We start from the raw sequence: 26,071 nt of genomic DNA, 5'->3' as shown, positions 1-26,071 counted from the left end.
GAGCCGAACATCGGGAAGGCCCCATGAAAACCCGTCGGCAATCCTGGGAGAGTCCCGAGGCAGCTTCTCATGTGGGTGATTGTTAGGCCGCATGGCTGCGACGTGATTCTCTGGCGTCGGCTTCCCTGGTCTAGGGAGGCTTTTTCGGCTGCCGGCTTTTCATGGCGCCTCCTGTCCGTACCGAAGGTTGCAGAGTCTGCCGTTTGTGACGATAAGGAGCCGCTCGAATTCGTTAGCTGCGATAGGCGTGATCGTTGGGCCGCCGAGCCGTACGACCAGGTCAGGGATGGTATTGCTGTGTCCGACGACAAGCACCGTCGTGAATCCCGGCAGGGTGCGGATCGCTTCGACGACATGTGCCGGGTCGTCCAGAACCGTTGGTTGTAGGCCGAGACCTTCCGCAAGCGGCTTTGCTGTCGCCTGTGTCCGCTGCAGCGAGGTCACGAAGATCGCTGTGATCCCGGAGCGGCCGAGCACGTGCTTGAGTTCTTGGGCCCGTGCGGTGCCGGTGGCGTTAAGCGGAGGATCGGTGCCGGCACCGGACGTCACATCCGCATGCCGGATCAGGACTACGGTTGGCCAGAGCCTTGGGGTCAGTCTCCTCTGTGCCCCAGCCCTTGCTGCAAAGTACTCCAGGACCATGCGTGTCTTGGTTTCCTGGAGGGGGTCGAGATTGATGTCGTATTCCCGGAACAGGTCTTCGAAGGCCTGCTGGGCCGCAGGGGCTTCCTCCGGTTCGACTCTGGTGGATAACTCAAGGAAACGCAGCCCATCGCCAACCACCCACTGCTCTGCGAAGATTTTCTGTCCGTTACGGGACAATTCCCATTTCGTGCCGTCAATGGGGCCGAGGGGGCTCAGCCGGGACAGAGCTACAGGTACCCGGGCGCAGTCCTCCAGAAAGGTGCGCTGGGCCGACACCAGAGGGACCCCGTGGCCCTCTGCCACCACGGCGTCGAAAACGCCGTCCTCAATCTTGGCTTCCAGTGACGCGGCAACGACATGGCGGGGACCGGCCCAGTCTCCCTCAACACGGAAGTTCCACTCCTCATCCTTGCGGGCATTGATCCACCGCTGTGTGAGCTGGGGTTCTTTGCAAGGCCGCAGCTTGGCAGTAACATCGTCCCGGCGGCCCTTGTTCCTGCGCAGCCGGAGAATAATTCCGTGATTGAGCAGGGGAAGTCCCGCGGGTCCGTCCGGACCCGCAAGATCTTCGTAGAAGTAGATCGTCCGGCGCTGCTTTTCGGCTCGATCAAGTTCAAACGCCTTCGCGGCCGGCGGGATCCCATCGGCCATTACAGTGACCTTGATCTCCACGGCGTCAATCCGTCGAGGTCGCTCCTGGCTGTTCAAGGTGTCTCCCTGATCTGGGACCGCGCAGCCGGTGAGTGCCAGCCGCGGTCCCGTGTTCAATTGTGCGTGGATGCCTGGGGCGAAATGGTTCCCGTCCGGATGAAGGGGAGCCCGCGCTCCCGACGCCGGTCACCATTGGATGTCGGAGGGATCGTCGAGAGGTTGCCGGTCTCCGATTGCTTCGGGGGCCGCGAAAGTGTCTGCGGTTCGCAGTTCGTCGGCGAATCGCACATGCGTGCGTTCCTCGATTTCGGCGACGGATACCTGGAACACTCGGAATTCGTCGAGCTCAAGCGCTTCGAGCTGGTTCAGATTCTGGGTTAGCAGGAACGCTCGGCTCTTCAGCTGCCGCTGTTCGATGAAGGCGAGGATCTTCCAGTACTCGCGTGGTAGCGGTGTTCCCCGGTACATGCGGTCATCGTCCTGGAAGACCGGTCCGCCGAACACGTTGACCTTGAGATCGGTGACATCAACGTCGGCGAGCACCGCGTCCTCGATCCGTCCCCACACCCCGTTCTTGCTGCTTTGGTTGAAATCGTCCATCTGCGGCGTGATATTGGTGTAGAAGAACGAGTCCTTGTTGGCGCGTTGTGCTTCGGTCATGGCCCCCCATAGCAGGTCGGCCCGGCGCGCGAGGTGCCCGCGGTCGATTCGGTTGCCGCTATAGAGTTCGTTCCCGCTCTGGAACTTGGCAGGGATCCGGGGGTCCTTGATAAAGGAGATGCCGTTCCGGTTGATTTTTTTTAGGGTGCCGCCGTCGATGTTCCAGGCGACCCACCGGGCGAACCGCCTCGATTTGCTCAGCGCGAGCGAGAAGTGCGTGTATGGGATGATCTCCGATCCCTCGACCTTGACAGCGTCCTTCTGCAGGGACTCGCGGAGCGTCGGCGGTGCGATCCGGGCGCCGAGGAACTCGGACGCGTACCCGCCTGTCCCTATCTCGGTAGCCTCCCCGGGTGCGGGCGGCTGCAGGGTGATTTCCAGTTTTTCGAACACAGACTGGGGCAGGCAAGCGAGGGCGTGCTCGTCGGTGCTGCTGCCTGTTTCGCCGGCGAAGTGAAGGCCCGCGAGCACGGTACCGGGTCTGCCGTTGGCAGCCTTAAACATCCACGTCGCACCCGAATCGCCGCCCTTGCTGATCTCGCCGTCCGTTGGAAGGTTGTCCGGGTCGGGGCCGATCTCGAAGCAACCGATGGCCTGCTGTCCGGCGGACCCGTATCTGATCTTGGCGATGGTGTCGACACGGCGCACAACCCCGTGGGTCACGCCCGTGGTACGGCCGCTCTTGACCACCTTGTCGCCGAGTTCGGGCTCGCCCAATTGATCGGGCGCGACACCAAGGCTAAGGATCTCCGCTTCGAAGCGACGGTCCTCGATTGTGGAGACCGCGCAGTCGCCGGCCACGCCCAGGTGAGAGCGTTTTAGCTGGCCGAGCCTGTTGCCGTCGATGCGGTTGTCGTCATGGGGGCCAGGCTGGACGACCACGTCGCCGAGTACGCCGGCGGGGCCGTGCAGGACATGCCAGTTACTGAGTATCAGCGGTGTGCCGTCGTTCTTGTCGTACACGATGCAGCCAATAGTGCCGGCGCTGATACTGACGTGCCCGACACTGACGCCGGGCACGATCGGGTCGACCCGGAGCTTGGACTGCGGGGGGGGTCGGCTTCGGCCACGACGCGGAATGCGGGCTCATAGCTGCGTTCGATCACATCGGTGGCACCGCGACACCATCAACCACGATCGTTTCTGGTATCGCCACCGTGTCGACGGAATGCAGATCCTCCAGTCCCACCTTCTCGTCAACGGTGAACTGCAGCGGAATCTCTCTCGTCGCTTTGCCTTCGGTTATTTTGTAGCCGACACCGACGGAGGAAATGTTCGGGTCATTTAGATAATCGGCGCCCTTCGTCCTGATGAATTGCCGCAACGATGCCAGCAACTTCTCGTCACTTGCCGTTGCATCCGCCGGTGAACGGTTCCTAGTGGTCACTGAAGTCCCCTTTTTCGTGTGTCGGTGAAATCCTTCCGGCTCCCTCACGGTCCAGGATGCTAAGCCGTAGAGGTCTTGAGATACCCAGATCCGGGTAACAATCTCCACCGATAACTCAAGAGTGTGCACCCGTCCTAAGACGCAGTCAACAAGCCGAGGCCGACCGCTCTGGTGGGCCCGGCCCCGACAGGCTGGGCGTAGCAGCGGTCCAGCCGGGCCTGCCCGTGGTCCTCAGCCGCTACGACGCAGGTCGGGTGCCAACTTTTCGCCCGATACGTAGCATTAGGCGGTGGGCAACAGATTGGAGCGCCGACAGCAGGCGTCGCTTGCCAAACAACTGCCACCGCTCAGTGGTCAGCGCCGACCAGCAGCAACGGTGAGCAGACGCGAGGTCTGGCTCGCAGAATATGCCGTGACGAAGGCGTCACGCGGGTGTTGACGAGGATGCCCTAGTGTCCGAATGTGAGCACTGAGAGCAACCGTTCGGGGGTGATGCTGGTGCGGGCATGGATACACAATGGGCAACTGGTCGCACGGCTCCAGTCATCCTTGTCATCACCGTGGGTCTCTCTCAGATCGAAGAGAGGGTGGGAGAGTGGTTGCGTGAGCTAGCCGCTACGCCTCAATAACGCTGGTGTAACGCCAGGCGGGCACTCTATTGGTGTGCCGTACTCTGAAACGCGATTGCAACTTCTTGAAGGTTTCGAGCTGACCATTGACGGGCAGACGCGGGAACTGCCGCCGTCGGCCGAGCGGCTCGTTGCGTTCCTTGCACTGCAGCTGCGGCCAGCCTTACGATCACACGTCGCAAGTTCGCTGTGGGGTGATCGAGAAGAAGGCCGTGCTGCCGGTAGTCTGCGATCCGCGATCTGGCGGACCAACTTAGGCCAACGCGAGCCAGTGATTGATGCCAGCCGTTCGCGAATCGCTTTACACGGCAATGTCTCAGTGGACGCCCGGGACGCAGCAATTGCCGCCCGCGCCCAACTCGCAGGCGGTCCTCCAGTCGACCCCGAAATGCTCACAGGTGAACTACTGCCAGGATGGTATGAAGATTGGGTTCTGGTACAACGTGAGCACCTGCGGCAGCTATGTTTGGAGGGAATGGAGCATATGGCCCAATCGCTGCTGGAAGATGGCCAGTTCCACCTGGCCATCGAGGCGGCGCTGGCGGTTGTGGCGGCCGAGCCGCTTCGTGAGTCGGCCCACCGCGTACTGATCGATGCCCATGTCAGTATGGGCAACCGGTTCGCGGCGCTGCGTCAGTTTGACCGGTGCAGGGCCCTCCTCGCCGCAGATCTCGGCCTTCAGCCCGGGGATGCGCTGGCGGCTTCGGCCGCGCGTGCCATGGTGCCGCTGCGATAACACCATCGGAGTGGCGGCCGCGATCACACCGGCCTAGATGGGTCTAGTGTCACGTCTCCCGGTTGCGGGTTGCGTCGAGGTCGCTTTCGAGCAGTGTGCTAGCGGCTCCCGTGTGTGAAATTTCAGCCGCTCATTGGTTTGTAAGTTGTGCGAAGAAATGTTGAAAGTCGTGCTGCACAGCGTTCGCGCGCTCGGACCCGACTGGTAGCAGATCAGGCGCTCGTTCGGGCCACCGGAACCGTCGGCAGGTCGTGCGGGCGGCGTGACGGAAGGCGTTTGACGGGTCGGTGACGGAGCTTTGATGATTGGGTGACGGGCTGGGCTTAGGGTCGGGCCATGTCCGGACTCGCCGACCGCCTGATGGTGCACTTCCTCGACCCCGTCGCGGTGCAGCACCTGCTTGTGCCGGCGGGGGACACGGCCCTAGCGCGTGCCCGGGCGCTGCTGACCAGCGTGTACGAGGCGGAGTCGCTGAGATTCGAGGCGGTCGACGAGGTTACCGTGCAGGGTCTCTCCCACCAGGTGCCGATCGCGGCCGGGCGAACCAGCCGGGGGACCTGGGAGCGGATTACGCCCTCGCCCGCACACACGCTGCTCACCCTCGACGCACCCGCCGCCGCGCCCAGCGACTGGATCGACCTCAGCCTGGAAGTCAGAGTCGCGGTGCGGGTCAGTGACAGCGGGCCGCTGCTGGAATCGGTGGTATCTGAGGAGGTGGCGACGCTGGCGGGAGCCGATCACGCCCTCGGCTACCGCCTGCACTACGCCGAGCCCGCGATCTTCGTGCCCACCGACCCGACCGTACGGCGCACCTACCCGCTACGGGTGTGCGCCCTGTTCCTCGACGGTTCCGATCTCCTGGCGGCCCTGCGCCGGGTGGCCGCCGCCCGCCGGGAGGTGGACGCCGCACAGAACTTCCGCGACAGCTACGAGGGCGGTGCCGTTCGTTCGGCGGCCGCCTGGATCGCGGTCTTCGATGACGCCGCGTTCTCGGGCCCGGCGCCTGCGCCCACCCACGATGACGTAACGCGGCTGCTAGCCACGGAGGGGATCGTGGCTGCCTTCGTGACCACCTGAGACGTCCCTGATCGCAGAAGGAGCAACATGTCCGACACAGATAAGCCAGACGGCAGGACCGAAGCGGCCCAACCCGCAGCGCAATCCCCCCGTGCGACGCGGCGGAGTCCGAAGACCGAAGCGGCCCAACCCGCAGCGCAGCCCACCCGTACGACGCGGCGGAGTATGAAGACCGACGCGGCCGGGACGGCAGAGGGCGGGGAACCAACCCGCACGTCGGCCGAGTTGGCCGAGCTGGAACGCCTCCGGGCACGGCTGGTCACGAAGTTCCATGGGAGGAGATGACAGTGCCTGTCAAGTACATTGACGTCAACGCGCGCAGCGACATGTTCGTCCCCGCGACGCGGGCCTTCGGGACGATAGCGATCGTCGGGAAGGGCCTCACCGGCAGCCCGGCTTCCGGGCCGCGCGCTTTCACCGACCCAGCGGCGGCCGTTACCTACTACTCCCTGCCCGGCCGCGCCGTGAACGACGGCGTGCTGAACTCCACCGCTACGCTCACCTCCGCCAGCGCCGCCTTCGTCGCGGCCGACGTTGGGCGGCCAGTCAGCGGCCGGGGAGTGGCGGATGCAACGACAATCGCGAGCATCACCAACGCAACCACCGCGGTCCTCAGCAAGGCGGCCACGGCCACCGCGACCGGGGTGAGCATCACCTTGGGCCGCACACCCCCTTCGGACCTCGAGGCGGCGATCGCGATCGCGTTCCGGCAGTCACCCCCACCAACCACGATCTGGGGTGTCCAAGTTGACGCCGCCAACCCGGAGTGGGACGTCGCTCTCACCGCGGTCTCCACGCTGGACGCGCAGATCGTGCTGCTGGCGAACACGCCGCTGAACGCCGCCAACGCGGCCACGCTGCGCAAGCTCGCAGCGCACGTGAACACAGTCTCGAATACCGGGAGCGACGGGAAGGAGCGGATCGGCGTCGCCATGCTCGACACCAAGCTCGCAGCCGACGCGGCCGCAGCTCTAAACACCGGGCCGCTCAGCGACGAGCGCATGGTCCTCATCGCGCACAAGTCCGATGAGGATGCTGCGGCAGCGCTGGCAGGTGTGGTGGCCGGCTACGAGCCGCACATCTCGCTGCTGCTCAAGCCGATCCGGCTGAACCAGACCACGGCCTTCACCGACACCGAGATTGACGCATTCGATCAGGGATTCGTCAACTGGGTGACCAGCCCGGTACTGCTGCCAGGGCGGGGCACGTACCTCGGCGAGGCGTACACGGCCAATCCGTCTCAGGGGAACAAAAAGTACGTGGACGTTGTGCGAACGCTCGACAGTACGAACTTCCGCATCAAGGCGGCGCTGATCCGTGCGATCGGCAACCTGCGAATCAGCCGGTCAGGTCTGCGCGCCGTCGAGACGATCGTCGAGTCCGTGCTCTCCCCGCTCGTCTCCCAGCAAGTGATCGAGGACTACGGCATCACCATCCCGCTGCTGGTGCTGCTCGACAAGGACCCGGCCTCCCTCTCGGCCGCCGAGCTCGCCCAGATCCAGACCGCCCAGGCCGACCGCAACGTCGACATGACTGTGACCGTCGACTACGCGGGCGCGATCCACCGCATCCACATCGACTTGGTCTTCACGTAGCCGTCCTTCGGCCGGCCGTACCTCGGCCACCCGGCCCTCATCCCCCAGGAGCACCGATGCCCGATCCTCTGAAATGGGACACCCGCCTGACGATCATGCGCGGGACCGAGCCGATCTCACCAGTCGACTCCTTCAACCCTACTTTCTCGACCCCGACCCAGCCGTTTCACTCGCTGGAGGCGGACAACGTCGGTTACGTCGTCCAGCCACACACTTTCACCTTCACGATGGCCGTGAAAGCGGTAGGGCCGGCGGTCGCGCAGTTGACCGACATCGCACGCCGCAGCGAGGCGTTCACCCTCTCGCTCTCACCTGAGCGCGGTAGCGACTGGACCTACGCCAAGGTCGCCTTCAACGACTGCTATATCACCTCGATCGCCAACACCGTGGTGATCGACGGCGTGCCGACGACGACGTTCACCTGCATCTGCCTCGAGGTGCTGACCACGCCTGCCGGAGGTGGGAAGTGAGCGACGGGCCTGGCGTGCGCGTCATCAGCAGCGGCATCGCGGTCGTCCACGAGGGCGAGCATATCGTGCCCGCCGAGGGCGCGAGCGCACGCTTCGGCCCGCCGCCCGCGTCCGACGTCGGTTCCGGTTCAAACATCCACTACCACTTCCCGGTGCATGTGGTTGTGGTCGGCGGCCTCGACGAGCGAGTCCGGACCGAGATCCAGGAGGACCTGCTGGATCAGCTCTACCGGGCGCTAGGCTGACCGGTGACCGAGTTGACCTGCGAGTTTCCCGTGACCGTCGAGATCTCGGGCGATCCGGCGACGATCGACCCGGAAGCCGTCGGGCGCGCGGTCGAGGATGCGCTTGTGATCCGCCTGCGCGAGGCGCAGGCGGAATTAGCAACTCGGGCCGCCTCGGTGCAGGTCATCGCTTCCCCGTCAGCACCGGTCTCGCCGGTCGCACCGGCCCCATCGGGGACACCGCCCGCCCTCGCACCGGAGGTGCCCCCGTGGTCCGTGGCTGATGATGAGGTGCCCGGGATCAGCGAACTCGCGATGCTCTCGACGGCGTTGATCCGGGACGGCTATATCAAGCAGGTCGCAGGGGTGATCGGTCCGGGCTGGCGGGCGATGTCGCAGGCCGAACTGACGGCGTTCCTCACCCGCACGTACTCCGAGCCCCAGATCCGCGCAATGTTCCTGGAGACCTACGCGCGGCGTAACGTGGTCAAGGCCACGTTCCGGACGGCGAGCGTAATCTCCGCACTAGTGCTGGGGTTTGTATGGGCGCAGGACAACATCGCGGACGGCGAGTGGGACGTCGCAGCGGCGAAGGTGAGCGGGGCCACGCTCACGGCGTGGTTGTTCAACCGGTTGCTGTACGCGCGGGACCCGGCCGCCCAAGCCCTGATGGCCCGGGCGCCGGGCGCGTTCGGGCGGTGGTTCCAGAGTGCGGCGAAGTCCAACCGTGCGGTCAACTTCCTCGCCCGGGACCTCAACCGGGCGCTGTTGATCTGGTCGGTCAAAGACGTGCTGATGAGCGGAGGCGGCGAGGGCCCGTCGATCCCGTTCGACGTCATCTACGACGTCGATGTGGATGACGAGTCGACGTGGCACGAGCCCGATCAGGTGCTGCTCGACCTCGGCTTCAACATCTGGTACCGCCAAGTGCCGACTGGGCGGTGGCCGCAGGCGGCCGCGGGGCACCTGTACCTCGGCAAAGTGGAGGGCAGCGCCACGACCGCATTGTTGCGGGCATTGGACATCGAGCCCTCGCAGCTACCCGGACTCGCCGGGCGGCTCTACCAGGTTGTGGGCCCGTGGCACGAGGTCGACCTGCTAATCACCTCCGTCGCCGAACGTGATGTCACCGAGGCCGACAAGGTCTACGTGCTGACCACGGGGGAGCGCAGCGGCGCCCTTGCCGGCGGCCGCGGCCACCACCGGCGCATCGAGGTGGTCCCAGCAAACAGGGCCGCAGTCGAGCTGTTCGCGGGCGCGGTGTCCGAGCGCGTCCCGGAGTACCTGCTGCGTCCAGTGCTCCCGCAGAGAGGAGCGACGCCGTGAGCCCGGTCGTGCACGACGTAGAACCTGCGCGGATCACCGGGGAACTGCCCGGGGACCTGCGCGAGCGCCTCCAGACCGCGATCGCCTTGGGGGTGGCCCGGGCGCTGGAGCGCGTCCGGCTCGATGGGCCGGCCAAGGTGCCGTCCGCGTCCCGACCCACCGCGGTCGAGCGGTTCGACCCTGCGCGGGCGGACGAGGACGCCGGCGTCTACATGCTGCCCAGTTACGACGACGAGGGCCGACTCACTGGGGCCGAGCTGCTGCGCCGGCTCGTGCCGACGACCCCGCGCGGGATCGCAGTGTATACCGGGAGCTCCCCGGTCGAGGGGGGGCTGATCGCCCTGCTCGAGGCCGGGCACTCCACACGATACGTCAACCTCCGCGCCCAGCGATATGTCTCGGCCGGGACCCTCACCGAGGCGCTGGTACTCGGACACATCCTGTTCCCAGACGCATCCTTCGGCGTGGTCCAGGGCCCGGTCGGCACGAAGCACCAGCGTTACCTGGCCCTCGCAACGGAGCCCGTTGTCGCCGACGCCGACCTCGGCGACCCGGCCGAACCCGCCGAACCTCTGGACCCCGACCTCCAAGGAAAGGTCAAAGGGGTCAAGGGCGAGCAGATCCTAGGCACCCTCCCCGGCCAGGGCGGCGGCGAGTACCTGATCCGGGCGCTGGTCACCAAGGACGGTGTGCCGCACTGGCGCAACGCCGCAATCGCCGCTCTGTGGTTCTCCCAGCTGTCGGCCGAGGCGGACCGCGGGATCACCGACATCGACCCCGAGGAGGCGCGGGTCGCCATCTTCGATGAGATCGACGCTCTGGTGGAGGTCGCCGAGACCGGGAACGACGAGGCCGCCGAGCGGGCCGCCGTGCTGCTCGCGTTGCTGGCGCGGGAGGCATTCGCCCTCGTGGACTGGGAGACCAAGATCCGCTACGTGCGGGTGCTGCTCCGGGCCACCACGTGGGACGCCCAAGAGCACGCCGTCGTCGAGATTCTTGCCTCGCTGACGACCCCCACGGAGCTGGACGCCGTGGCCGGACTGCTGCGGGAGGGGGGCTTCCTGGAGCGGATGCTTGGCGAGTTAACGCACCGCCGGTACGAGCTGCTGACCTTGGTCGGGCGCCGCTTCGGACACCGGCTGGGCGGCCTGACTTTCTCTGAATTGGTGGTGTTGCTCACGGATCTCGGTGTGATTCGGCCATCGCTCGCCGCGTTGGTACGGATCGGCCCGGCAGGCGAGTTGCAGTTCACGCCGGACGCGCTGCTGGCCGAGGCCGAAGCGGCGGTCGAGGCGGTCGAGGGCTTCGTCCGGGGCCTGCTCGAAACCCTGGATACCATCCTCACCGAACCGCTCGATACCCTCAAGGGTCTGGCCAGTCTGGCCCAGCTCGCGGTGACCGTGACCCTCGCGCAGTACGGGTACCCGCCGGCGCTCCGCCAGATCCGCGATCTCCTCGTTGCCTTCGCAAGCTCCGTGCTGGACGGCGCGCGGGGCGCCGAGCGGCTGGGCACAGGGGAGCAGGTGGTTCGCCAGTTGCGCTGGAGGATCGGGCTCGAGATCGCGAGCATGGTCGTCGGCGCGGGTGAAATCAAAGCGGTTGCCGGGGCGGTCGGGACCGGCGCGGTCGGCGGGAAGCTGGCCGGGGTGCTGCGGATCCTCGGACTGCTGGGGCGCGCGGCCGAGGGCGCCGCGGCCGAGCGGACCATCCTGCAGATGACCCGCCTCGCGCAGATCATGCGTGCCGAGCGGGCGGCATTCGGCTCAGCCGAAGAGATCACCCAGCTCATCGCCCACCTGCCCAAGGGCGACGTCCAGGACCTGGTCCGGCTGGTCGGCCGGGTCGACGTCCGCGAAGGGGAAACCCTCGCCGAAATCGGCGCCCGCAGCACCGAACTACACGGCGCCGTCCAGGACATCATGGCCCGCGCGGAGGTGCTCAAGGAACTGGCAGGGAAGGCCGGCGGACTGGGGGACGACGTCGCCCGCGGGTTCGCAAGCCTTGTCGGCCGCCAAGGCGTCGAGGTCCCGGCCGCGGCCCGCATCGTCAAGGCCCTGCCGGAGGGCGAAGGTGCGCGCTTCCTGGCAATGCTGGAGCGGACGCCGATGCGCGGCACCAACGCGCTGGCCCGGACCGAGCTGCTGGAGTACGTGGCCGCCAGCCCCGCACGTATGAACGCCCTCGGTGAATTCGGCACCGACCTGTTCCGCGCCGTCGTCCGCGACGCCGGCCAAGAGGCGGGACAGATCGATCGGACCTTGGAAACGCTCCGGAGACTCCAGGCCCGGTTCGCCGCCGAACGCCGTTCGGCCGACTTCGAGCGCCTGGCCCAGCGGCTGCGGCGCGGCGACGAGGGCGCCTGGCGGGTCGTCGACGACGCCCAGGAGGCAGCCTCCGGCAGCCTACGCACCCAGATCGAGGCCGACCTGGCCGCCTTCCAGCAGCGGGCAACCGGGGTGAGCACCGATGAGCAGGTGCTCACCGAACTCGGGTTGGGCCCGCGCGACCGGATCGTCGGTAAACCCGTCGAGAACTTCGAGCTCGGCAACTTCGCGCACGACAACGCCGAACTGCTGATCCCGGAGTCCGAGCTGCCTCGCGGGCTGATCAAGGAGTACGAGATCCGACTCAAGGACGGCAGCATCCGCCGAATCGACCGCCTGGACCCCGAGGGCGGTTGGGTCTACGAGATCAAGCCGGACCGGCCGGAGTGGCGGGAAGCCGGGCAGCGGCAGGCCCAGCTTTACGCGGACTGGCTCAACGTCGAGCGGCCGCTAGGCAACGGCCGAAAATGGAAGCCCAAAGTCGTTTACTACGACGCTAAGCGCCTCCGGCAGGCCTTCCGGACGGTCGGCGACCTGAGTCGGTGGATGAAGCCGTGATGCACGAGGTAAAGGGGATGGCCGCGGATGGTCGCAGGACGGAACGTGCCAGTGCTGGTCGGGGCGGTGCCGCTGTTCACGGTAACCAGCCTCACCCTCAACGAGGGGTACGAGGTGGCCCGGATCAGCGGAAGCCGGCTGGCCCAGCTGGTCAGCCCGACCAAGCGGACGATCCAGGTCGAGGCCGTGCTGCTGGGCTCCTCGCGGCTGCTGATGAAGAAAGCACTGGAGTCGATGGCGCTGGTCTCGCGGGCTTCGGCGGCGGGGGTCGCGCCGGGGCTGAGCAAGACCGGGCTTCCAGTGGTCTCGGGTATGACGATCTCGCTGGAGATGCAGATCACCAGCCTGAAGTTCACGCAGTCCAACGCCAAGCGCGACGCGGTCGACGTGAGCATCACCCTCGAGCACGTACCGCGTTCCAGCATGGTCGCGCTGATCGGGGAGGCACTGGATTTGGCGCTCGCGGTCACGACAGCCGCGCTGCCCTCAGTCGGCGGCATCCAGCCGCTGGCAAAGCAGCTCGGGGAGCGGATGTGAGCGCGATGCAGTTCTTTCGGGTGCCGTTCACCCCGGACGATGGCCTACCCCAGGCGGTCTCCTGTCCGGTCGGCGCCGGAACCTACGACTTCGCTGTCTACGCCAGCCTCGACGTCCCGGCCGAGGACCCGCTGGACACTGTCTACGACCTGGCCTGGCCCGGACCAGCCGCCGGGCGAGTCGGGACGCCGCATGGACACTTGGTGGTCCGAGTGAGCGCCGGGACACGGATCCTCCTGCTGCGCAAGCTGGTGCCCGAGCCCGGGCTGGTCCACGTGGCCGGCCCGCTCGCACTGACCCTCCACGAGGCGCGGATCGCGCACGGCAACCTCAACGGCGCCGGCCGATTTGGCAGCGTGATCCGTCTGGGGGTGGCCGAGCGATGGGCGTAGTTCTCTGGTACCAGGTCGAGTTCCCCGACCAGCAGGTCACCCTCTCCAGCGACGTCTACAGCGGCAAGCGGCTCGCCGACGCCACAGTCAAGGTGGTCTCGGGCGTCGACAAACTCACCACCTTCGACGTCACCTTCGCCGACCTCCCCTCGGACGTGCTGAGCACGGTCCTGGCCGCCCACCAGAAGGCCGGTGAGGGGCTTGGCGTCCGGATCCGGATCACGCTCGGCTACCTCGACGAGCCCGGCAACCGCGGCCTCCTGCTGGACGGCTACGTGGACGAAATCACCGCCGCCCGCGGCTACGCGCCGGTGGGGGTGAAAGTCAGCGGCCACGACACGACCAGTGCGCGCCTGCTGATCGCGAAGAAACAGACCGACGGCACAGGCGGGAAGGACGCGAAGCGGGCGACGATCGCCGAGGCCGAGGAGACGTCGCTGGCCGACATGGTGAGGGCTGTCACCGGGTCCGCCGGGACGCATGTGGTCGGCACAGTCGGGCCCGAGGCCGAGGACAAGCGGAAGGCCTTCGCCCGGGACGGCGGCCACGCCTTCGCCCTGCTCCAAGGCATGGCCGAGTACTTCGGCGCCGAGTTACTGCTGCAGCCCGAGGGCGTCCAGTTCGGCACCGCGGTGCGGCTGCCCGCAGGCAGCCCCAAGCCCAATTTCACTTCCCTGCCGCGGGTACTCGCCTACATCCTAACTGAGGATACGTTGGTCACCGCCGAGGGGAAACTGTCGGCCCGGTTGGCGCAGTTCACGCCGATGAGCTTCGGCGGCAAGGGCCGCCGGGTCGTGGACGACCGCCCGGACACGGAAAGCGTCCGGGCGTTCGACTTCACCGTCCTCGGCGAGCCCCGGCTACGCGCCGGCCAGCTCGTGGTCGCCGGGGTCGAGGGCTACAGCGACCCCGACCGGGCTTTCCGGATCCTGGACCTTACCCACTCCTTCTCCCCGAAGGAAGGATACGTGTGCACCGGCAGGGCCGCGTTCTTCGACCCCGACGGGAAGGCCCACGTCAACCGCGATGGCAGCGAGAAGAGTCGCAAGGCCTCAGCCGCGGCGGTGGCCGACCGCATCAAGGGGATCGTGAAGGACGCCGGCAGCGCGACGCCGTCCGTCGAGGCCGGACAGATCACGGCATCCACGCCGACGGCTCGAACGGCGTCGCTCGTCTACCGCCCGGACCGCGCTACCCGGGTGGTCTCCCCGAGCGTCCAGCGGGACATCCCGCAGGACGGCCCGAAACTCCCCGACAAGCCGATGGCATCGCCATTCGCGTGGCACAACGTGGGGCTGTCGGTGCCGGTCTATGAGGGCATGCGCGCGCTGCTTAACCAGGTGCGCGACTCCCGTGACGACAGCGTCGTGACAGGGTTCCTGTGGTCCCAGGAACCGGCGGCGACGCCGCCGGAGTCGAAGGCGGGCGACTGGTGGCTGTGCCTGCCAACCGAGATCTCTGGGAACCCGGCGCTCCCCAGCGGCAAAGGGGTCAACGACCTCACCGCCGCCGACGGTCGCCGGGTGATCGAGGCCGTTGGCCTCTCGGTCACGGTTGGTAAGAGTGCGTGCACGAATGTCGGGAAGCGGCCGTCGGAGGGGAAGTCTGACACCTTCCTCATCACCCACAGCAGCGGCACGAAGGTGCAGATCGATGACCAAGGCGCCGTCAGCGTGGACGCCGGGTCGCAGCAATTGGTCCTCAAGGGCGGCGGCGTCACAGTCACCCTCGCCGACGGGAAGGTGTCGATCTCATGAGCATGGTCGTGGTCGCGGGCGCGGTTCTGGAGTGCTCGCACGGCGGGCGAATTACTGTGAGCGCGGGCGACGCGCGGCTGACCGTCGACGGCCACGGCGCCGTGCCGGCGGGGGCGGAAGCGGGGCTGAGCTTCGCGAGCGCCTCACCCCCCTGCAAGAACACGACCCCCGAGCCCAGCCCGGCGCCCTGCACCACCGGCGCAGCTTTGCCGGGCGGGGCGGCCAGGAAGCTCGCTGTCGGCGGTAGGCCGGTGCTGCTGGCCACGGCCAACGGCCTGACGACGAGCAAAGGCCCGTCGGGCACGTGGAAGGTCGCGGACGCCGGGCAGACCACGCTGGAGGCGTCGTGAGCGTCCCGATCCCCGAGGACCCGGAGCGCCCGAGCTTGGGGGTCGGCCTCCGTCTGGAGGTCGGCGACCTCATGCTGGATGCCGGGGCCCGCGACCTGGCGACCGTCAGGGGGGCCGACACCCTGGCCCAGGCGCTGGAGGGTGCCGTCGAGACCCAACTCGGCAGCGACCGGCTCAACGTGGGATTCGGATTCGACCGGCTGGCTATCGGGGCCTTTGCCCACGGTGTCGACTCGCGCCGGGTCTACGTGAAGATGCAGTTGGTGCGCACGATGAGCGCCGATCGCCGGGTGCGGGACGTGCGCGACGTCGTCTTCGAGGATGAGGCCCGCTTCGCGGCGTTGGCCGGGGTGGACGCGCAGACCGCGCAGCGGATCGCCGACGCCGCCCGCCGCAGCCGGGAGCACATGGTCCACGTGGTGCTCGAGACGGTTGCGGGCGACGTGCTGGACCTGCCGCTGGGAGGTACCGGTGTCTGAGGGGCCCGCGTTCGGTGTGACGCCGGACGGCTTCGTGATCAAAGGGATCGACGAGATCCTGGCCGGGGCGCAAGCCCGCGCGCGCACGATGTTCGGCGACGACGTCGACCTGAGCTCCGGCAGTGCACTGCGCAAGGTGCTGGACGCAACCGCGTGGGAGGCCCAGGACCTCTGGCGGGCGCTGGAGAGTCAGTACTACGCCGGTTTCGTTACCACCGCCCAGGGGGCCTCGCTGGACCTGCTCGGCACTAACCTCGGCCTGAAGCGGCGGCAATTGTTTGCCCGGGGCGCGGTGACGGTGACGCTCGGCGGCACGATCGCATCCGGCCGCCGTTACGTGCTCCCAGAGGGGACGCCCATCGACCTGGACGCCGCCGTGGTCGCCCTGCGGACGGTGCGGCACGCCGTTCTCGACTCAGGGTCGGTCACGGCCGACGTGGACGTCGAGGCGGTCGTCCGCGGGCCCGCTGGCGAGGTGCCGGTCGACAGCGCCCTGCGGGTCGTCCCCGCGTGGCTGGCCGCCAACCTGCGCCTGGACGGCGCCACGCTCGCCGTCGCAAACCCGGCCGCGGTGAGTGGCGGCGACCTGGTCGAAGCGGACGACGTCTATCGGTCCAGGCTGCTCGGCATCCCGCGGACGCTCTGGACCCGTGACGCCGTGCTCAGCGCCGTCCTGGACGTGGAGGGCGTACGCGACGCTGACGTCTTCGATCCTCTCGGCGGCGTCGATGTCTCGCAGAGTTACTTCGGCGTCTTCGCCTTCGGCCAGCGCGCGTTCTCCCGCCAGCGGCAGGCGGGATCGCCCTACTACTTCGACGTGGTGGTCGCGACCCGCGCAGGCTACGACTGGGTGGCCGCCCCCGGCAGCGGTGTTCGCGGTGTGCGCGAGGCAGTGCTGGAGGTCGTGCGCGACCAGCGGCCGGTCTCGGTGTTCCCCAACCTCGTGCACGCCAATTCGGTGGACGTTGGGGTGCGGGCGCGGCTGGTCGCCGAGGCCGGGCATGACCGGGACGCCGTGCGCGGGGCCTTTCTGGATCTGCTGGCTGGCCGGGTCGAGAACCTGCGGCTGGGCCGCGGCGTCCTGTTCTCCGACGTGCTGGTGCTGGCCCGAGAAGTGCGGGGCGTAGTTGACGTTCAGCGGTTGCATCTGCGGCGGGGCCCCGCGGCCCTCGGCGGGATCAACTTCGGTGGCGGCCGTTTTGGTGAGGCTGCAGAGCTGGCGGGCGGGGAGAATATCGAGCTGGCGTCGGACGAGATCGCGCTGTTCGGATACGACTCGCCGCTGAACGACATCGAGGTGGTGGGCCAGTGAACTTCGACGTCGCGTCGTTGAAGACGATGGATGACGCCCTGACCCCGCGGTACGCGCGGGGGATGGAGCGGTGGGCGCTGGAGTGGGGGACCACCGCGGGGGGCGTCACGGACGTGCAGTCTTACGACTTCGCCGGGTATGCCGCGCGGCACGGCGGCCGACTCCCGGACCGCCCGGCCTACTTGCTGATTCCGCACCTGCAGCAGGCATGGGGCGTCGTCATCGAGGTCCGGTACGTGTCCCAAACGGGGGGAACGGAACAGAGTCTGAGCCTCGACGTCCCGGCCGGGTGGCCGGCCGGCCGGCCCCTGGCTGTCCCACTCCCGGGGGCTGCGGCAGCGATCACCCCGGCCCTGCGGGTGACCGGGGTGAGACTTCCGACGGCGGCCGCGGGATGGACCCTCGTCGCCCTTCTGGGGAACCTGGCCAAGCTGCTCTGGGTAGTCGCCGCCGAACGAGAGGAGCTGCGGGCACAGGCCCTGGACATCACCGCGCAGACCGACGCCAAGACCGCCAGGGACGCCGGTCTGGACCTGCTCGGCCAGGACCTCGGTGTGCTCCGGTTCCCGCCCCGCCCCCACTCCTGGGACCCGGTTACCATCGCGTTATGGCACCTGGACGACCAGCCGCCCGCCGGGCAGCCCGAGGTGACGACTGTCGCCGAGGAGAGCGCAGGGTACGCGGCAGTGGGCCATCCCGGGCAGAACGGCCCGCCCATGGCGGCCTCCGGGAGGTCAGGGCGGTTCGGCGGGGCCTTCGGATTCTCCGGCGGGCGCCAAATCACCATTGCGCACCACAGTGCGTTCGACCTCCCTGCCGGGGCGTCGTTCACTGCCGAGGCGTTGCTCGCCCCGACGGTGGGCGGTCCCGGTGGCGTTGCCCTCGGGAAGGGGACGGCGGTGAACGTTGGTGCCGGATGGTCGTTGGCGATCGGCCGTTTCCTAGGCGTGGACGGCAACTGCCGGTTCACCGTCTCGGACGGCGTGCGCACTGGTGCCGTGCACGGTGACAAGGACCTACGCGACGGCAGATTCCACCACGTGGCCGCGACGCTCGACGGATCGCTCACCCCACCGATGCTGCGGCTGCTGCTGGACGGCGTCGAGGTCGACCGCAGGCCGGTCCCGCAACTCGGCGCGATTGCGACCACCGAACCGGTGGTCCTCGGCGACGGGCGTCGCGTTGACGGGGCCGTGACGACTCCGCTTCCGTACGACGGGCTGTTGGACGAGGTCCGGCTATCCTCTGTCGCACGTACCGACTTCACCCCTGTCCTGGGCGAGGGCGACACGGACTATCGGCGGAGGCTCGAGGTCTTCCAACGCTGGCGGCTGCCAACCCCGGAGGGCATCGCCCATGCCCTAAACGAGCTGGTCGGACCGGTGGCGGGGGAGAAGGAGCCGTTCGTCGTCGAAGAGCGCCTGCCGTGGACCCCGGCAGGGTCGGCGAGCATCCGCGTTCTGCCGCCGCCCCTGCCGCCAGGGCGCTCGATCACCGCGGCCGGCGAGGGTGGAGTCGACGAGGTGCAGGTCGCGGGCGCGGACGACGTCGGCTCCGACCCTGCGTGGCTGACCCGCTGCCCCGACGCCCCCGGGCTGGTCTTCGCCGCGGAGACGGACCGGTGGATGCACTGGGCCGCCCGCGAGGGCCTGGAAGCGCTGCGGGCCGAGCTCGCCGGTGCCGGGGGGACCCTCACGGCGGCACGTCACGGGGCTGCCAGCGGTGCCGGTACTGGTTCACGGGAGGATGGTCCGGAGGTAGGGGCCGATCCTGTAGCTGCGGCCGGGCGGCGACTGCTCCTGCGACATGACGGCATGGACGCCGGGAAGCTCGCGGTCGCGGCGCACGCGGCCGGGTTTGCATGGGTGTGGCACCGGCCCGACGGCACGGTAGTCGCAAGCGTGCCGCAGGGGAACGTGCTGCGCGTCCTGCTGCCCGGGTTGGCCCCGGTGGTGCCTGGCACCCCGGAGGTCGCCGAGGGAGGAACACTGGCCCTGCGGGTGGACCCTTCGCCCGCCGCGATCGCCGGAGGAGAGGTCCGCTGGTCTGTGCTCCGGGCGGGGGCCGGGGCGGCGCGGTTGGAGGTGACCGGCCTCTCCCCGGACGCGGTGCTGCATGCCGATGCCGCGGGGGACGTCGTCGTCCAGATCGAGATCGCGCGGCGGCACCTCACCGCCCGCGGGGCCCGACGGATCCGAATCGGGCTGAACGACACCTCCCTCGGCGCGGGGCAGACGATCGCGGCGGACGGGCGTCGCGGCGTCAGACGGTCCATTGTGGGGCTGCCGGTGACCGCCCTCCCCGAGACATCGCTGGTGACCCGGACAGATGACCTGACCGGCGCCGCCGTCGGGTACACCAGCCTCGACGCCCGTCGTGTGCACCCCGAAGCTGGGCGGCGTCTGGATCGCCTGCTCAAGATCCTCTCCGCCGACGGCGGGAAGCTCCAAGTGAAACGCGCTTTCGTGGCCGGCGCGGACCCCCTAGTAGCGCAGGGACGCGTCCTCGAGTTGACACACACCGCCTTCGACGGCCCTGCGCTGGCCGCGCGGGCCTTCGCCGCAGGGTTCGCTCATCTCGACCTTTCGGGCCCGCTTCGGGTGACCACCGGGGACGGGGAACCGCTCACCGTTCTGGCCCCCGCACGGATTGTCACCGGCGAACTCGGCGCGCCGGGCGACCCGGCTCCGGTAAAGGTCGAACCCCGGGCTGACGCCCGCGCGGTCAGTATCTCACCCGACGGCCGACGGGCCTACGTCACCGATCGCGCGGACTCCCGGATCGCCGTCTACGCCCTCGCCCCGGTGACCCCCGGAGGCCCGCCGCGGCCGGTCTTCGAGCGTTCGGTCGCAGTGCTGCCAGCCCCCGACGGGCTGGTCATCACCACCGACCGCGTATTCGCCCTCCACCCGCTGCTGAACCGCATCTCGGTATTGACCACCGATGGCCTCACCCCAGTCGCTGATACCGGGACGACGCCGCAGCCGGTGGCACTTGCACATGCGGGCACCAGGGTGTTCGTCGCCTCCGCCGGTAGCGGGACCCCGTCGATTCGCGCCTACGACGCGACCACAGGCGCCCCCGTTGCAGGCCCGCTGGTTCTGCCCGCCGTGCCCAGGGCACTCGCCGCCACCCCCGACGGCAACGGCGTGTACGTCGTCTTGGCCGATGACAGGTTCCTCCGGGTCGACACGGCGACCCTTACCCTCGCTGGGCCTCCGGTGGCAACCGGCGTCGGCGCGGTCGACGCCGTCGTGACCGCCGGCAAACTCTACATCGCCTGCGAGGCGGACGACGCCGCGGCCGCCACCGGCACGATCCGGGTGCACCGCGTCAGCGACCATAAACAGGTCGCGGTGGTGAGCGGATTCGCGCCAGGGATGCCGCCGCACCGCCTCGCGGCCGCGGATGACGGCACACGGGTGTTCGCCGCTACCGCTGGGGTCCCGGGGGGCCCGGATGAGGGCCGGGGCGAGGTCCGGGTGCTGGACGTCGCGGCGTCCTCCTTACTGGACCCTGCTCTGCGCGCGGGGGGAGCGGCCGGGGGACTGGCGGCGACGCCGTCAGCCGGGCCCTACCGACCGGGGCTGGCCGTGCTCTCACCCGGTACAGGTACACTGCTGACAGCAGACCTCGGGCCGTTGGCTGCAACGCCCCCGCACGACCCCGAGCAGGCCGGCGTAGCCACTCTTGGCCGCGGGAACGGCGAGGAGGCCGCATGGTCCGTGGTGCCGCTCGGGGCGGCCGCGGCAGAGCCGGAGACGGTCGCCGCGCCCTCCTCCTCGGTCCGTGGGGTGCGGCCCGGGACGATACTGGTCCGGGCACTGTACCTGCCTGCCGACGGCGCCCGTCCCTACCAGTTCGCGGTACGGCTCAGTCCCGCACTGGAGGCCAGACCGGACGTAAGGCTGCGTAAGGATCAGTACGACCTCGTGATGAACGCGCTGACCCGGTTCTGCCCAATCGGCGTCGAAGTGCGCACCGATCTGCTGCGCGCACGCGTCGTCGAACTCGTGACCCTGGACGACCTGTTGCCAGGCTACACGTTCCCAGTTTTCCGCCGCCGCGGCCCCGCCCGCACCCGTCAAGAAGGAGATCGCTGATGCCGCTCAACTACACACCGCAGTTCGCGCCCAAGGACTGGATCGACCAGCTCGACCGGGTCAGCGCGGGCGGGGAGAACGGTTTCAACGTCCGCTTCCAAGCAATCTCGGCCGAGTTCCTGACCCTCTCCAGGATTGTGAAGGAGATCCGTGACACCCTCGACCGCCTTAGCATCCAGACGCCGGTGCAGCCGGTGACGCTTACCCTGACGCCCGTGGTGTTCAGTTTCTCGGCGTATCCGTGGGCGCAGGGCAGCGGGGTGGTTCAGAGTCCAGCTAACGCTGACCGGGCGGAGGGTTTCATGCCGCTATCACTGCCAAACGGGGCCCGGCTGGTGAGTTTCACGGCCTACGGCGAGGCCAGCGGAGACAGCTTGGCCGTCGCGCAGTTGCAGCGTCAACTGCTGGTCGGGGCTCCGCATGGCGAGGCCATTGCCACCGTCGACGGCACCGGCGGCACCTTCACAAAGCGGGACGATATCGCTCCGGGGGCGCTGGCCACGGTCGACGTCAAGCAGTTCAAGTACCACTTGGTCTTGCAGTGGAACTGGCGGAACGACGTTAAGCAGACCGCGCTCTTCTCCGGCTTCCAGATCGTCTACATCCCTGCCTGATCCATCCTCCCCTGATCCAGCCGACCTGATCAGCTCTAACCGAAGGGAATCACCAATGACCTGCAACGAAGGAACAGTGAAGTCCGGTCCGCTCTACCTGCGCCGTAAGGACGGCGAGAAAGAGAAGCGGCCGATCGAGCCGTGCACAGACTTCTGGAGGTGCCCGGACATCGAGATTCAGGGCGGGATCGACGCCGGGACCGCCAAGGCGCCGTCCATGGCTGGCCAGACGATCGACAACTACATCCAAGTGACGGTGTGGAACGCGGGCACGGAGACCATCGAGGACGTCGAAGTCCAGGTGTGGGTGTGCGACTACGGAGTCGGCATCGGTCCCAAGGGCGGCGTCCCGTCGGCCGGTGGCCCGGCGGGCCTGGGGCCGCGGTTACTGGGGGAAATCGGCTCCGGGGCCTCCAGGTCGGCGAAGCTGGTGTGGCGGGTGACCCACGCTGACGCGATCCGTAACCCCGACGGGCACCACTGCATCATCGCCAACGCCTACGGGAAAGCCCCGGACAACGGACTGAAGATCTCGGTGACGCCCCCGTTCACGAAAGACGTCATCTTCATCTGCTGCGACTCCCACCACGGGTGGCGGAACATCAACGCGAAGTTCGCCTCAGCGATGCTCATAGAACAGGGCGAGGGGGAGTTCGTGTTCCCCTTCCTGGTCGGGAACCCGACGGTGAACGACCTCGAGGGCACCCTCACAGTTACCCAGATCCGCCGGGGCGGCTTCGGCCGCACCGAACGGGAGCACCTCCTGTCGGGCGGCCACGTCGAGTGGACCCACCCTGACCAGGACCCGAAGTGCACCCGCCTGGTGCTTGGAGGTGACGCGGAACTGCCACCGGATCAGCAGGTCATCGTCTCCGGTACGCGAAGGCGGATGCTCGACCTCGGGTTAGACGGCGATTTCGGCTCCGGGCCTGAGGTGAAGTTCGCGCTGCGCCCGGACGACGTTATGCCGATGCGGGTCATGGGCCGATTTGACCTCAAGACCCAGCCCGGCGAGGTGTTTACCTTCGACGTGGTCCAGCGGGACAGCAACGGCGAGGTCCTCTCCGGCGCCCGCATGCTCGCGACCGTCGTCCGGTGAACCCCCGGCCCTGACGACGATCGAAGGCCTTGGTCTGCCAGCCGCGGTCCGATAGCCGCCTGTAACGCGCGGGCGCTCGCTGAAAATATCGGTGTCCGCGACGCCCCACTCCGGTCGAGATGGCTGAAGTGCACCACCGATGTGGGACAGAAGTTGAAGGGATTGTGCAAGTGGACCGACGGGGTCAGACATGCATGCTGGAAAACAGGCAATCGGCTGATCCCTTGGCCTTTTATGGCATTATGATGACGAAGCCAGTCGGCGGGACTCTTCCCTTGGGGTTCGCTCGTAGCTGCTTTGTAGCTGCGGTCAGTTCTTTCCAGTGTTTGAAGGCTGGCCCGATAAAAGGAACCCAAGAAAACGGGACGAGAAGCGAGTTGTAGTTGTCGAGAGCTTCAACGATCTTGTCGAAACGCTTCTCGTTGCTGAGGCTCAGCTGTGCGAATAGTTCGCGAAAAAATATCTCAACCCACGTTACAAAGAGATCTGGCCCCACCGGAAGGAGCCGGCCGTGTCCCGATCAGCAGTCAACGCGTGCCTCCGAACTCGGCGACAACACCCCCGGATCATTTATGACAGGGCGAGAAAGTTATACCGGGCCCAGCGACCAAATCCCCGACCCTCGGGGACCCAATAAATGTAACGGGGCCCTACTCCCGGATATCCGGGAGTAGTTCGACTTTCGGTTCTAAGCACTTTGGGGGGCAGACCACCGAGCCCCTGCTAACCGTGTTGGGGGCCGTGCGATGACTAAGCACCAAAATTCACGCCTTGGCCGAGACGGTAAAGGCAGGCCGCTGGTACTGCTTGTAGCCCCCCGGACAAGCCATGTTTACCTGATGGACCAACTGAAGATTGCTCCTTGCGGTCCGGGCAGGGACGACAGTCCTGCGGCGAAGGCGTGCATGTCCCTGAAGGCGGCCTCAGGCATACCGGAGAAGTCCTAACGCTTGCTGCAGGTGTTCGGAATCAGCGCCCGCGGTCTGCCACGCGGAAGAGATAGCTGTAAGCAGACGTGGGGTGACGACTAGGGACCAGACCGACTGCTGCCCCGGCTGCGGCCAGCGCCGCTCCAATGTAGTTTCCGGTGCTAGCTGTCCACATGGCCCCCGCCCATCCGAGCCCAACGCTTAGATTTTGCTTTAGGTCGCTTATGCGTGTCGCGCGCTGCAGATCGCTCGCTGCGTCGAGAATTTCCTCACGCCTTTCGGCGTAAGCTCGATGCAGATCACGTGGATTGGCGTCCTCGACTGGCAGCGTACGAACGAAGGCTCTCAGATTTCGGAGATACGCTCGGTAGGCAGAGCCATGCGTCTTCCGTATATCCAGTACCTCGTCGAGCGCGAGCTTGGAAAGATCCGCACCGACGGCACCGACGTCATTGGCCAGTGCGTACGCAGGGTCCCATGGGTTATCGTTTCTAGCCGCTCTGTCGGCGTGCGGCCGGAATGGCACGGCATCGAGTCCGCCCGCGCGGTCAACTGAACACATCGTCTGTGCGCAAATGGCCAGGAGAAGCATCTGCAGATCTTCCTCCATACGGAAGAGGCCGTCATCTCCGACAGTTCCTGCCAGGCCGCGCTCCTGAAGCGCGCTCAAAACCTCCAACGCTTCGGGACTCGGACCCAAATGTTCAAAGGTGATCCCGCGACGCCTTCGCCTTCCGACCAGCGTGTCAGCAAAAGGCGAAAGAGAGTTAGTGCGGCCCTGAAAGACTGCTTCCTGCATCGCCTTGGCGATCGATTGGCTCGCCTCTACATCCAAAACGTCCTTTGGTTCACGGTTGACAAGCAGGCCCATCTCGTACAGTGGCTGGGCCAGGACTGGATCTTGGTCCAGAACGCGAGGGAGGAGCTCTGCGGGCAGAATTAGGGACACCTTGTCAAAGAATGGCAGGACCGTCTTTACCCACCCGATCTGATCGTCGGGCCAGAGCCATGCCCCTGAGTAGTACCCAACGAAGGCTGGTTGTTCGACATTCTCTTCCATCAGGGCCCCCTGCCGCGCCGCTCAAGAAATTTTACCCCCAGGTGCCGTTACCGATATAGCCGCGGTGCTACAACAGTTCGCCCGGGCTCACTTCACGGGCCACCGGTGTCGCCGCAGACCTGCCCATATCAGTCACCAACTGCGATTCTGAACTCCTCGAATCGGCTCGTCAGCCGGCGTTATGGCTTGACTGTGGCTTCGCCCAGTTCCTCAAGGAGCTTTCGCCGATCAATCAGGCGCTCGAACCGGTTGTCGGGTCCCCGAAGCGCGAGGAAGTCACCTCGCGCTTGGGCGGCCTTTTGCACTCTTTCTTCGGCCGACCATGAGCGGTCATCGGGTAGGGATCTGTCTCCTTGAACGGCGTTGCGGAGTATCCCGTCGGTGAGGTCGGAGCTCGTGATCCAGGTCGCATGCTCCCAAGTCGGTGGTTGATCAGGCTTGTCGGGAAGACGCAGCCATGTAGGTCCCGGGTCGGCAGTTCCGGCTGGTTGAACCCACTGGATGTGTTGCAGGAACTGCTGGGCAATTCTGAGTGAGTCCTCATAATACTGGCTTGTTCGCATTTGCTCCCATCGGTTCTCGAGATCGGGAGGTACCCAGAGGTCATCCGGGTAAGTCTGCTCCGCGCCCACGGCGGTCTCGGCAAGTTGATGTACGAGGTCTTTTTCGACATGGAATCGGGCCAGACGCAACCATGGCTGGGCTGCCGTCAGCGCTTGCAGGAGTTCCTGGCAGCTTGCGACACCGAGGTAGTGACCCCTTATGTCTCCTCGGGCCGCGATGAATACGACGGATCGTACGTCTTTCAAACGGCTTAGAAGGTAGGTGAAGATATAGAGCCGCGATGTTAGCCATTCCTTCCGGCCATCACTTCTGAGATCCACCACAAAGTAGTCGGCAGTTCTCGGTGTCATCAAAGACTGTCGGAGAGTATCGAAGTAGGAATCGTTGACGTCCTGAGCCGCTACTAGCCCGCGCACGTCGATTCCACCTTTGCCTCGCCAAGACAGACCCTCCTCGGTCACCTCCGCGAGCTCGATGGTCACTTCCGCGACCGACACATGCGTGATCCTCCCGCCGACGGCAGACAAGAAATGTGTTGACCATTCGAGAAACTTCGCTGGACGCGGAGCGAATAGCTGCCCCATGAACCCCCT

General features: G+C 67.0%; 21 protein-coding genes. 16 read left to right on the top strand and 5 right to left on the bottom strand.

Features of this window, described 5'->3' with window-relative positions; all coding sequences use genetic code 11:
* Positions 1-159: 159 nt before the first annotated feature.
* The 3 genes from GUV69_RS05845 to GUV69_RS22960 all read right to left on the bottom strand — a co-directional run bounded on the left by GUV69_RS05845 (position 160) and on the right by GUV69_RS22960 (position 3,343).
* Positions 160-1,317, bottom strand: coding sequence for a SixA phosphatase family protein (locus tag GUV69_RS05845; protein WP_164200559.1), 1,158 nt, complete (start codon positions 1,315-1,317; stop codon positions 160-162).
* A 165-nt stretch (positions 1,318-1,482) separates the two neighbouring features.
* On the bottom strand, positions 1,483-2,976 hold the full coding sequence (locus GUV69_RS22965; protein WP_244292633.1) for a DNA/RNA non-specific endonuclease: 1,494 nt from the start codon (positions 2,974-2,976) through the stop codon (positions 1,483-1,485).
* Positions 2,977-3,058: 82 nt separating this feature from the next.
* On the bottom strand, positions 3,059-3,343 hold the full coding sequence (locus GUV69_RS22960) for a hypothetical protein (protein WP_208786597.1): 285 nt from the start codon (positions 3,341-3,343) through the stop codon (positions 3,059-3,061).
* Between the two features lie 663 nt (positions 3,344-4,006).
* On the opposite strand from GUV69_RS22960, the gene GUV69_RS05835 reads away from it, so the two are divergent.
* The 16 genes from GUV69_RS05835 (at position 4,007) to GUV69_RS05760 (ending at position 22,925) form a co-directional block, all read left to right on the top strand.
* Positions 4,007-4,708, top strand: coding sequence for an AfsR/SARP family transcriptional regulator (locus GUV69_RS05835; protein ID WP_208786596.1), 702 nt, complete (start codon positions 4,007-4,009; stop codon positions 4,706-4,708).
* A gap of 336 nt (positions 4,709-5,044) precedes the next feature.
* A complete protein-coding gene (locus GUV69_RS05830) occupies positions 5,045-5,785 on the top strand; it encodes a hypothetical protein (protein WP_164200557.1) in 741 nt (246 codons plus the stop codon).
* Positions 5,786-6,072: 287 nt separating this feature from the next.
* The gene (locus tag GUV69_RS05825; RefSeq protein WP_208786595.1) at positions 6,073-7,380 is read left to right on the top strand and encodes a hypothetical protein; all 1,308 of its coding nucleotides are present in this window, start codon (positions 6,073-6,075) and stop codon (positions 7,378-7,380) included.
* Between the two features lie 56 nt (positions 7,381-7,436).
* Positions 7,437-7,850 carry a hypothetical protein gene (locus GUV69_RS05820; RefSeq protein WP_164200555.1) on the top strand — a complete coding sequence of 138 codons (414 nt, stop codon included), beginning with the start codon at positions 7,437-7,439 and terminating at the stop codon, positions 7,848-7,850.
* Complete coding sequence (locus GUV69_RS05815; protein WP_164200553.1) at positions 7,847-8,095, top strand: hypothetical protein; 249 nt, start codon at positions 7,847-7,849, stop codon at positions 8,093-8,095. Before GUV69_RS05820 ends, GUV69_RS05815 begins: the two co-directional genes overlap by 4 nt.
* A gap of 3 nt (positions 8,096-8,098) precedes the next feature.
* Entirely contained in the window at positions 8,099-9,400 is a 1,302-nt protein-coding gene (locus GUV69_RS05810) for a hypothetical protein (RefSeq protein WP_164200552.1), read from the top strand.
* Positions 9,397-12,282: a hypothetical protein gene (locus tag GUV69_RS05805; RefSeq protein ID WP_164200550.1), complete on the top strand. Its 2,886-nt coding sequence runs from the start codon at positions 9,397-9,399 to the stop codon at positions 12,280-12,282. Before GUV69_RS05810 ends, GUV69_RS05805 begins: the two co-directional genes overlap by 4 nt.
* Before the next feature lie 45 nt (positions 12,283-12,327).
* On the top strand, positions 12,328-12,819 hold the full coding sequence (locus GUV69_RS05800; RefSeq protein WP_208786594.1) for a hypothetical protein: 492 nt from the start codon (positions 12,328-12,330) through the stop codon (positions 12,817-12,819).
* Positions 12,816-13,211, top strand: a complete 396-nt coding sequence (locus GUV69_RS05795) for a hypothetical protein (RefSeq protein WP_164200546.1) — start codon at positions 12,816-12,818, stop codon at positions 13,209-13,211. The genes GUV69_RS05800 and GUV69_RS05795 overlap by 4 nt, the downstream gene beginning before the upstream one ends.
* Complete coding sequence (locus tag GUV69_RS05790; RefSeq protein WP_164200544.1) at positions 13,202-14,968, top strand: hypothetical protein; 1,767 nt, start codon at positions 13,202-13,204, stop codon at positions 14,966-14,968. Before GUV69_RS05795 ends, GUV69_RS05790 begins: the two co-directional genes overlap by 10 nt.
* On the top strand, positions 14,965-15,318 hold the full coding sequence (locus GUV69_RS05785; protein ID WP_164200542.1) for a hypothetical protein: 354 nt from the start codon (positions 14,965-14,967) through the stop codon (positions 15,316-15,318). The genes GUV69_RS05790 and GUV69_RS05785 overlap by 4 nt, the downstream gene beginning before the upstream one ends.
* Positions 15,315-15,797: a hypothetical protein gene (locus GUV69_RS05780; RefSeq protein WP_164200539.1), complete on the top strand. Its 483-nt coding sequence runs from the start codon at positions 15,315-15,317 to the stop codon at positions 15,795-15,797. The genes GUV69_RS05785 and GUV69_RS05780 overlap by 4 nt, the downstream gene beginning before the upstream one ends.
* Entirely contained in the window at positions 15,790-17,109 is a 1,320-nt protein-coding gene (locus tag GUV69_RS05775) for a baseplate J/gp47 family protein (RefSeq protein WP_164200538.1), read from the top strand. The genes GUV69_RS05780 and GUV69_RS05775 overlap by 8 nt, the downstream gene beginning before the upstream one ends.
* Positions 17,106-21,212, top strand: a complete 4,107-nt coding sequence (locus GUV69_RS05770; RefSeq protein ID WP_164200536.1) for a LamG-like jellyroll fold domain-containing protein — start codon at positions 17,106-17,108, stop codon at positions 21,210-21,212. The genes GUV69_RS05775 and GUV69_RS05770 overlap by 4 nt, the downstream gene beginning before the upstream one ends.
* Entirely contained in the window at positions 21,212-21,826 is a 615-nt protein-coding gene (locus GUV69_RS05765; protein ID WP_164200534.1) for a hypothetical protein, read from the top strand. The genes GUV69_RS05770 and GUV69_RS05765 overlap by 1 nt, the downstream gene beginning before the upstream one ends.
* 55 nt (positions 21,827-21,881) lie before the next feature.
* Positions 21,882-22,925, top strand: a complete 1,044-nt coding sequence (locus tag GUV69_RS05760; RefSeq protein ID WP_164200532.1) for a hypothetical protein — start codon at positions 21,882-21,884, stop codon at positions 22,923-22,925.
* 969 nt (positions 22,926-23,894) lie between these two features.
* Here GUV69_RS05760 and GUV69_RS05755 read toward each other — a convergent pair.
* Both GUV69_RS05755 and GUV69_RS05750 read right to left on the bottom strand, forming a co-directional pair.
* The gene (locus tag GUV69_RS05755) at positions 23,895-24,914 is read right to left on the bottom strand and encodes a hypothetical protein (protein ID WP_164200530.1); all 1,020 of its coding nucleotides are present in this window, start codon (positions 24,912-24,914) and stop codon (positions 23,895-23,897) included.
* Positions 24,915-25,093: 179 nt separating this feature from the next.
* The gene (locus GUV69_RS05750) at positions 25,094-26,062 is read right to left on the bottom strand and encodes a hypothetical protein (protein WP_164200528.1); all 969 of its coding nucleotides are present in this window, start codon (positions 26,060-26,062) and stop codon (positions 25,094-25,096) included.
* Positions 26,063-26,071: the final 9 nt, after the last annotated feature.

The organism is [Micrococcus luteus] ATCC 49442, from assembly GCF_010367585.1.
Taxonomy (GTDB): domain Bacteria; phylum Actinomycetota; class Actinomycetes; order Actinomycetales; family Micrococcaceae; genus Arthrobacter; species Arthrobacter luteus_A.
This window is presented reverse-complemented; position numbering and strand designations above follow the sequence as displayed.

Excerpts from the sequence above, each read along its gene's own strand:
- GUV69_RS05830 (WP_164200557.1), top strand. The coding sequence starts at position 5,045 with ATGTCCGGACTCGCCGACCGCCTGATGGTGCACTTCCTCGACCCCGTC.
- GUV69_RS05820 (WP_164200555.1), top strand. The coding sequence starts at position 7,437 with ATGCCCGATCCTCTGAAATGGGACACCCGCCTGACGATCATGCGCGGG.
- GUV69_RS05790 (WP_164200544.1), top strand. The coding sequence starts at position 13,202 with ATGGGCGTAGTTCTCTGGTACCAGGTCGAGTTCCCCGACCAGCAGGTC.
- GUV69_RS05785 (WP_164200542.1), top strand. The coding sequence starts at position 14,965 with ATGAGCATGGTCGTGGTCGCGGGCGCGGTTCTGGAGTGCTCGCACGGC.
- GUV69_RS05765 (WP_164200534.1), top strand. The coding sequence starts at position 21,212 with ATGCCGCTCAACTACACACCGCAGTTCGCGCCCAAGGACTGGATCGAC.
- GUV69_RS05760 (WP_164200532.1), top strand. The coding sequence starts at position 21,882 with ATGACCTGCAACGAAGGAACAGTGAAGTCCGGTCCGCTCTACCTGCGC.
- GUV69_RS05755 (WP_164200530.1), bottom strand. The coding sequence starts at position 24,914 with ATGGAAGAGAATGTCGAACAACCAGCCTTCGTTGGGTACTACTCAGGG.
- GUV69_RS05750 (WP_164200528.1), bottom strand. The coding sequence starts at position 26,062 with ATGGGGCAGCTATTCGCTCCGCGTCCAGCGAAGTTTCTCGAATGGTCA.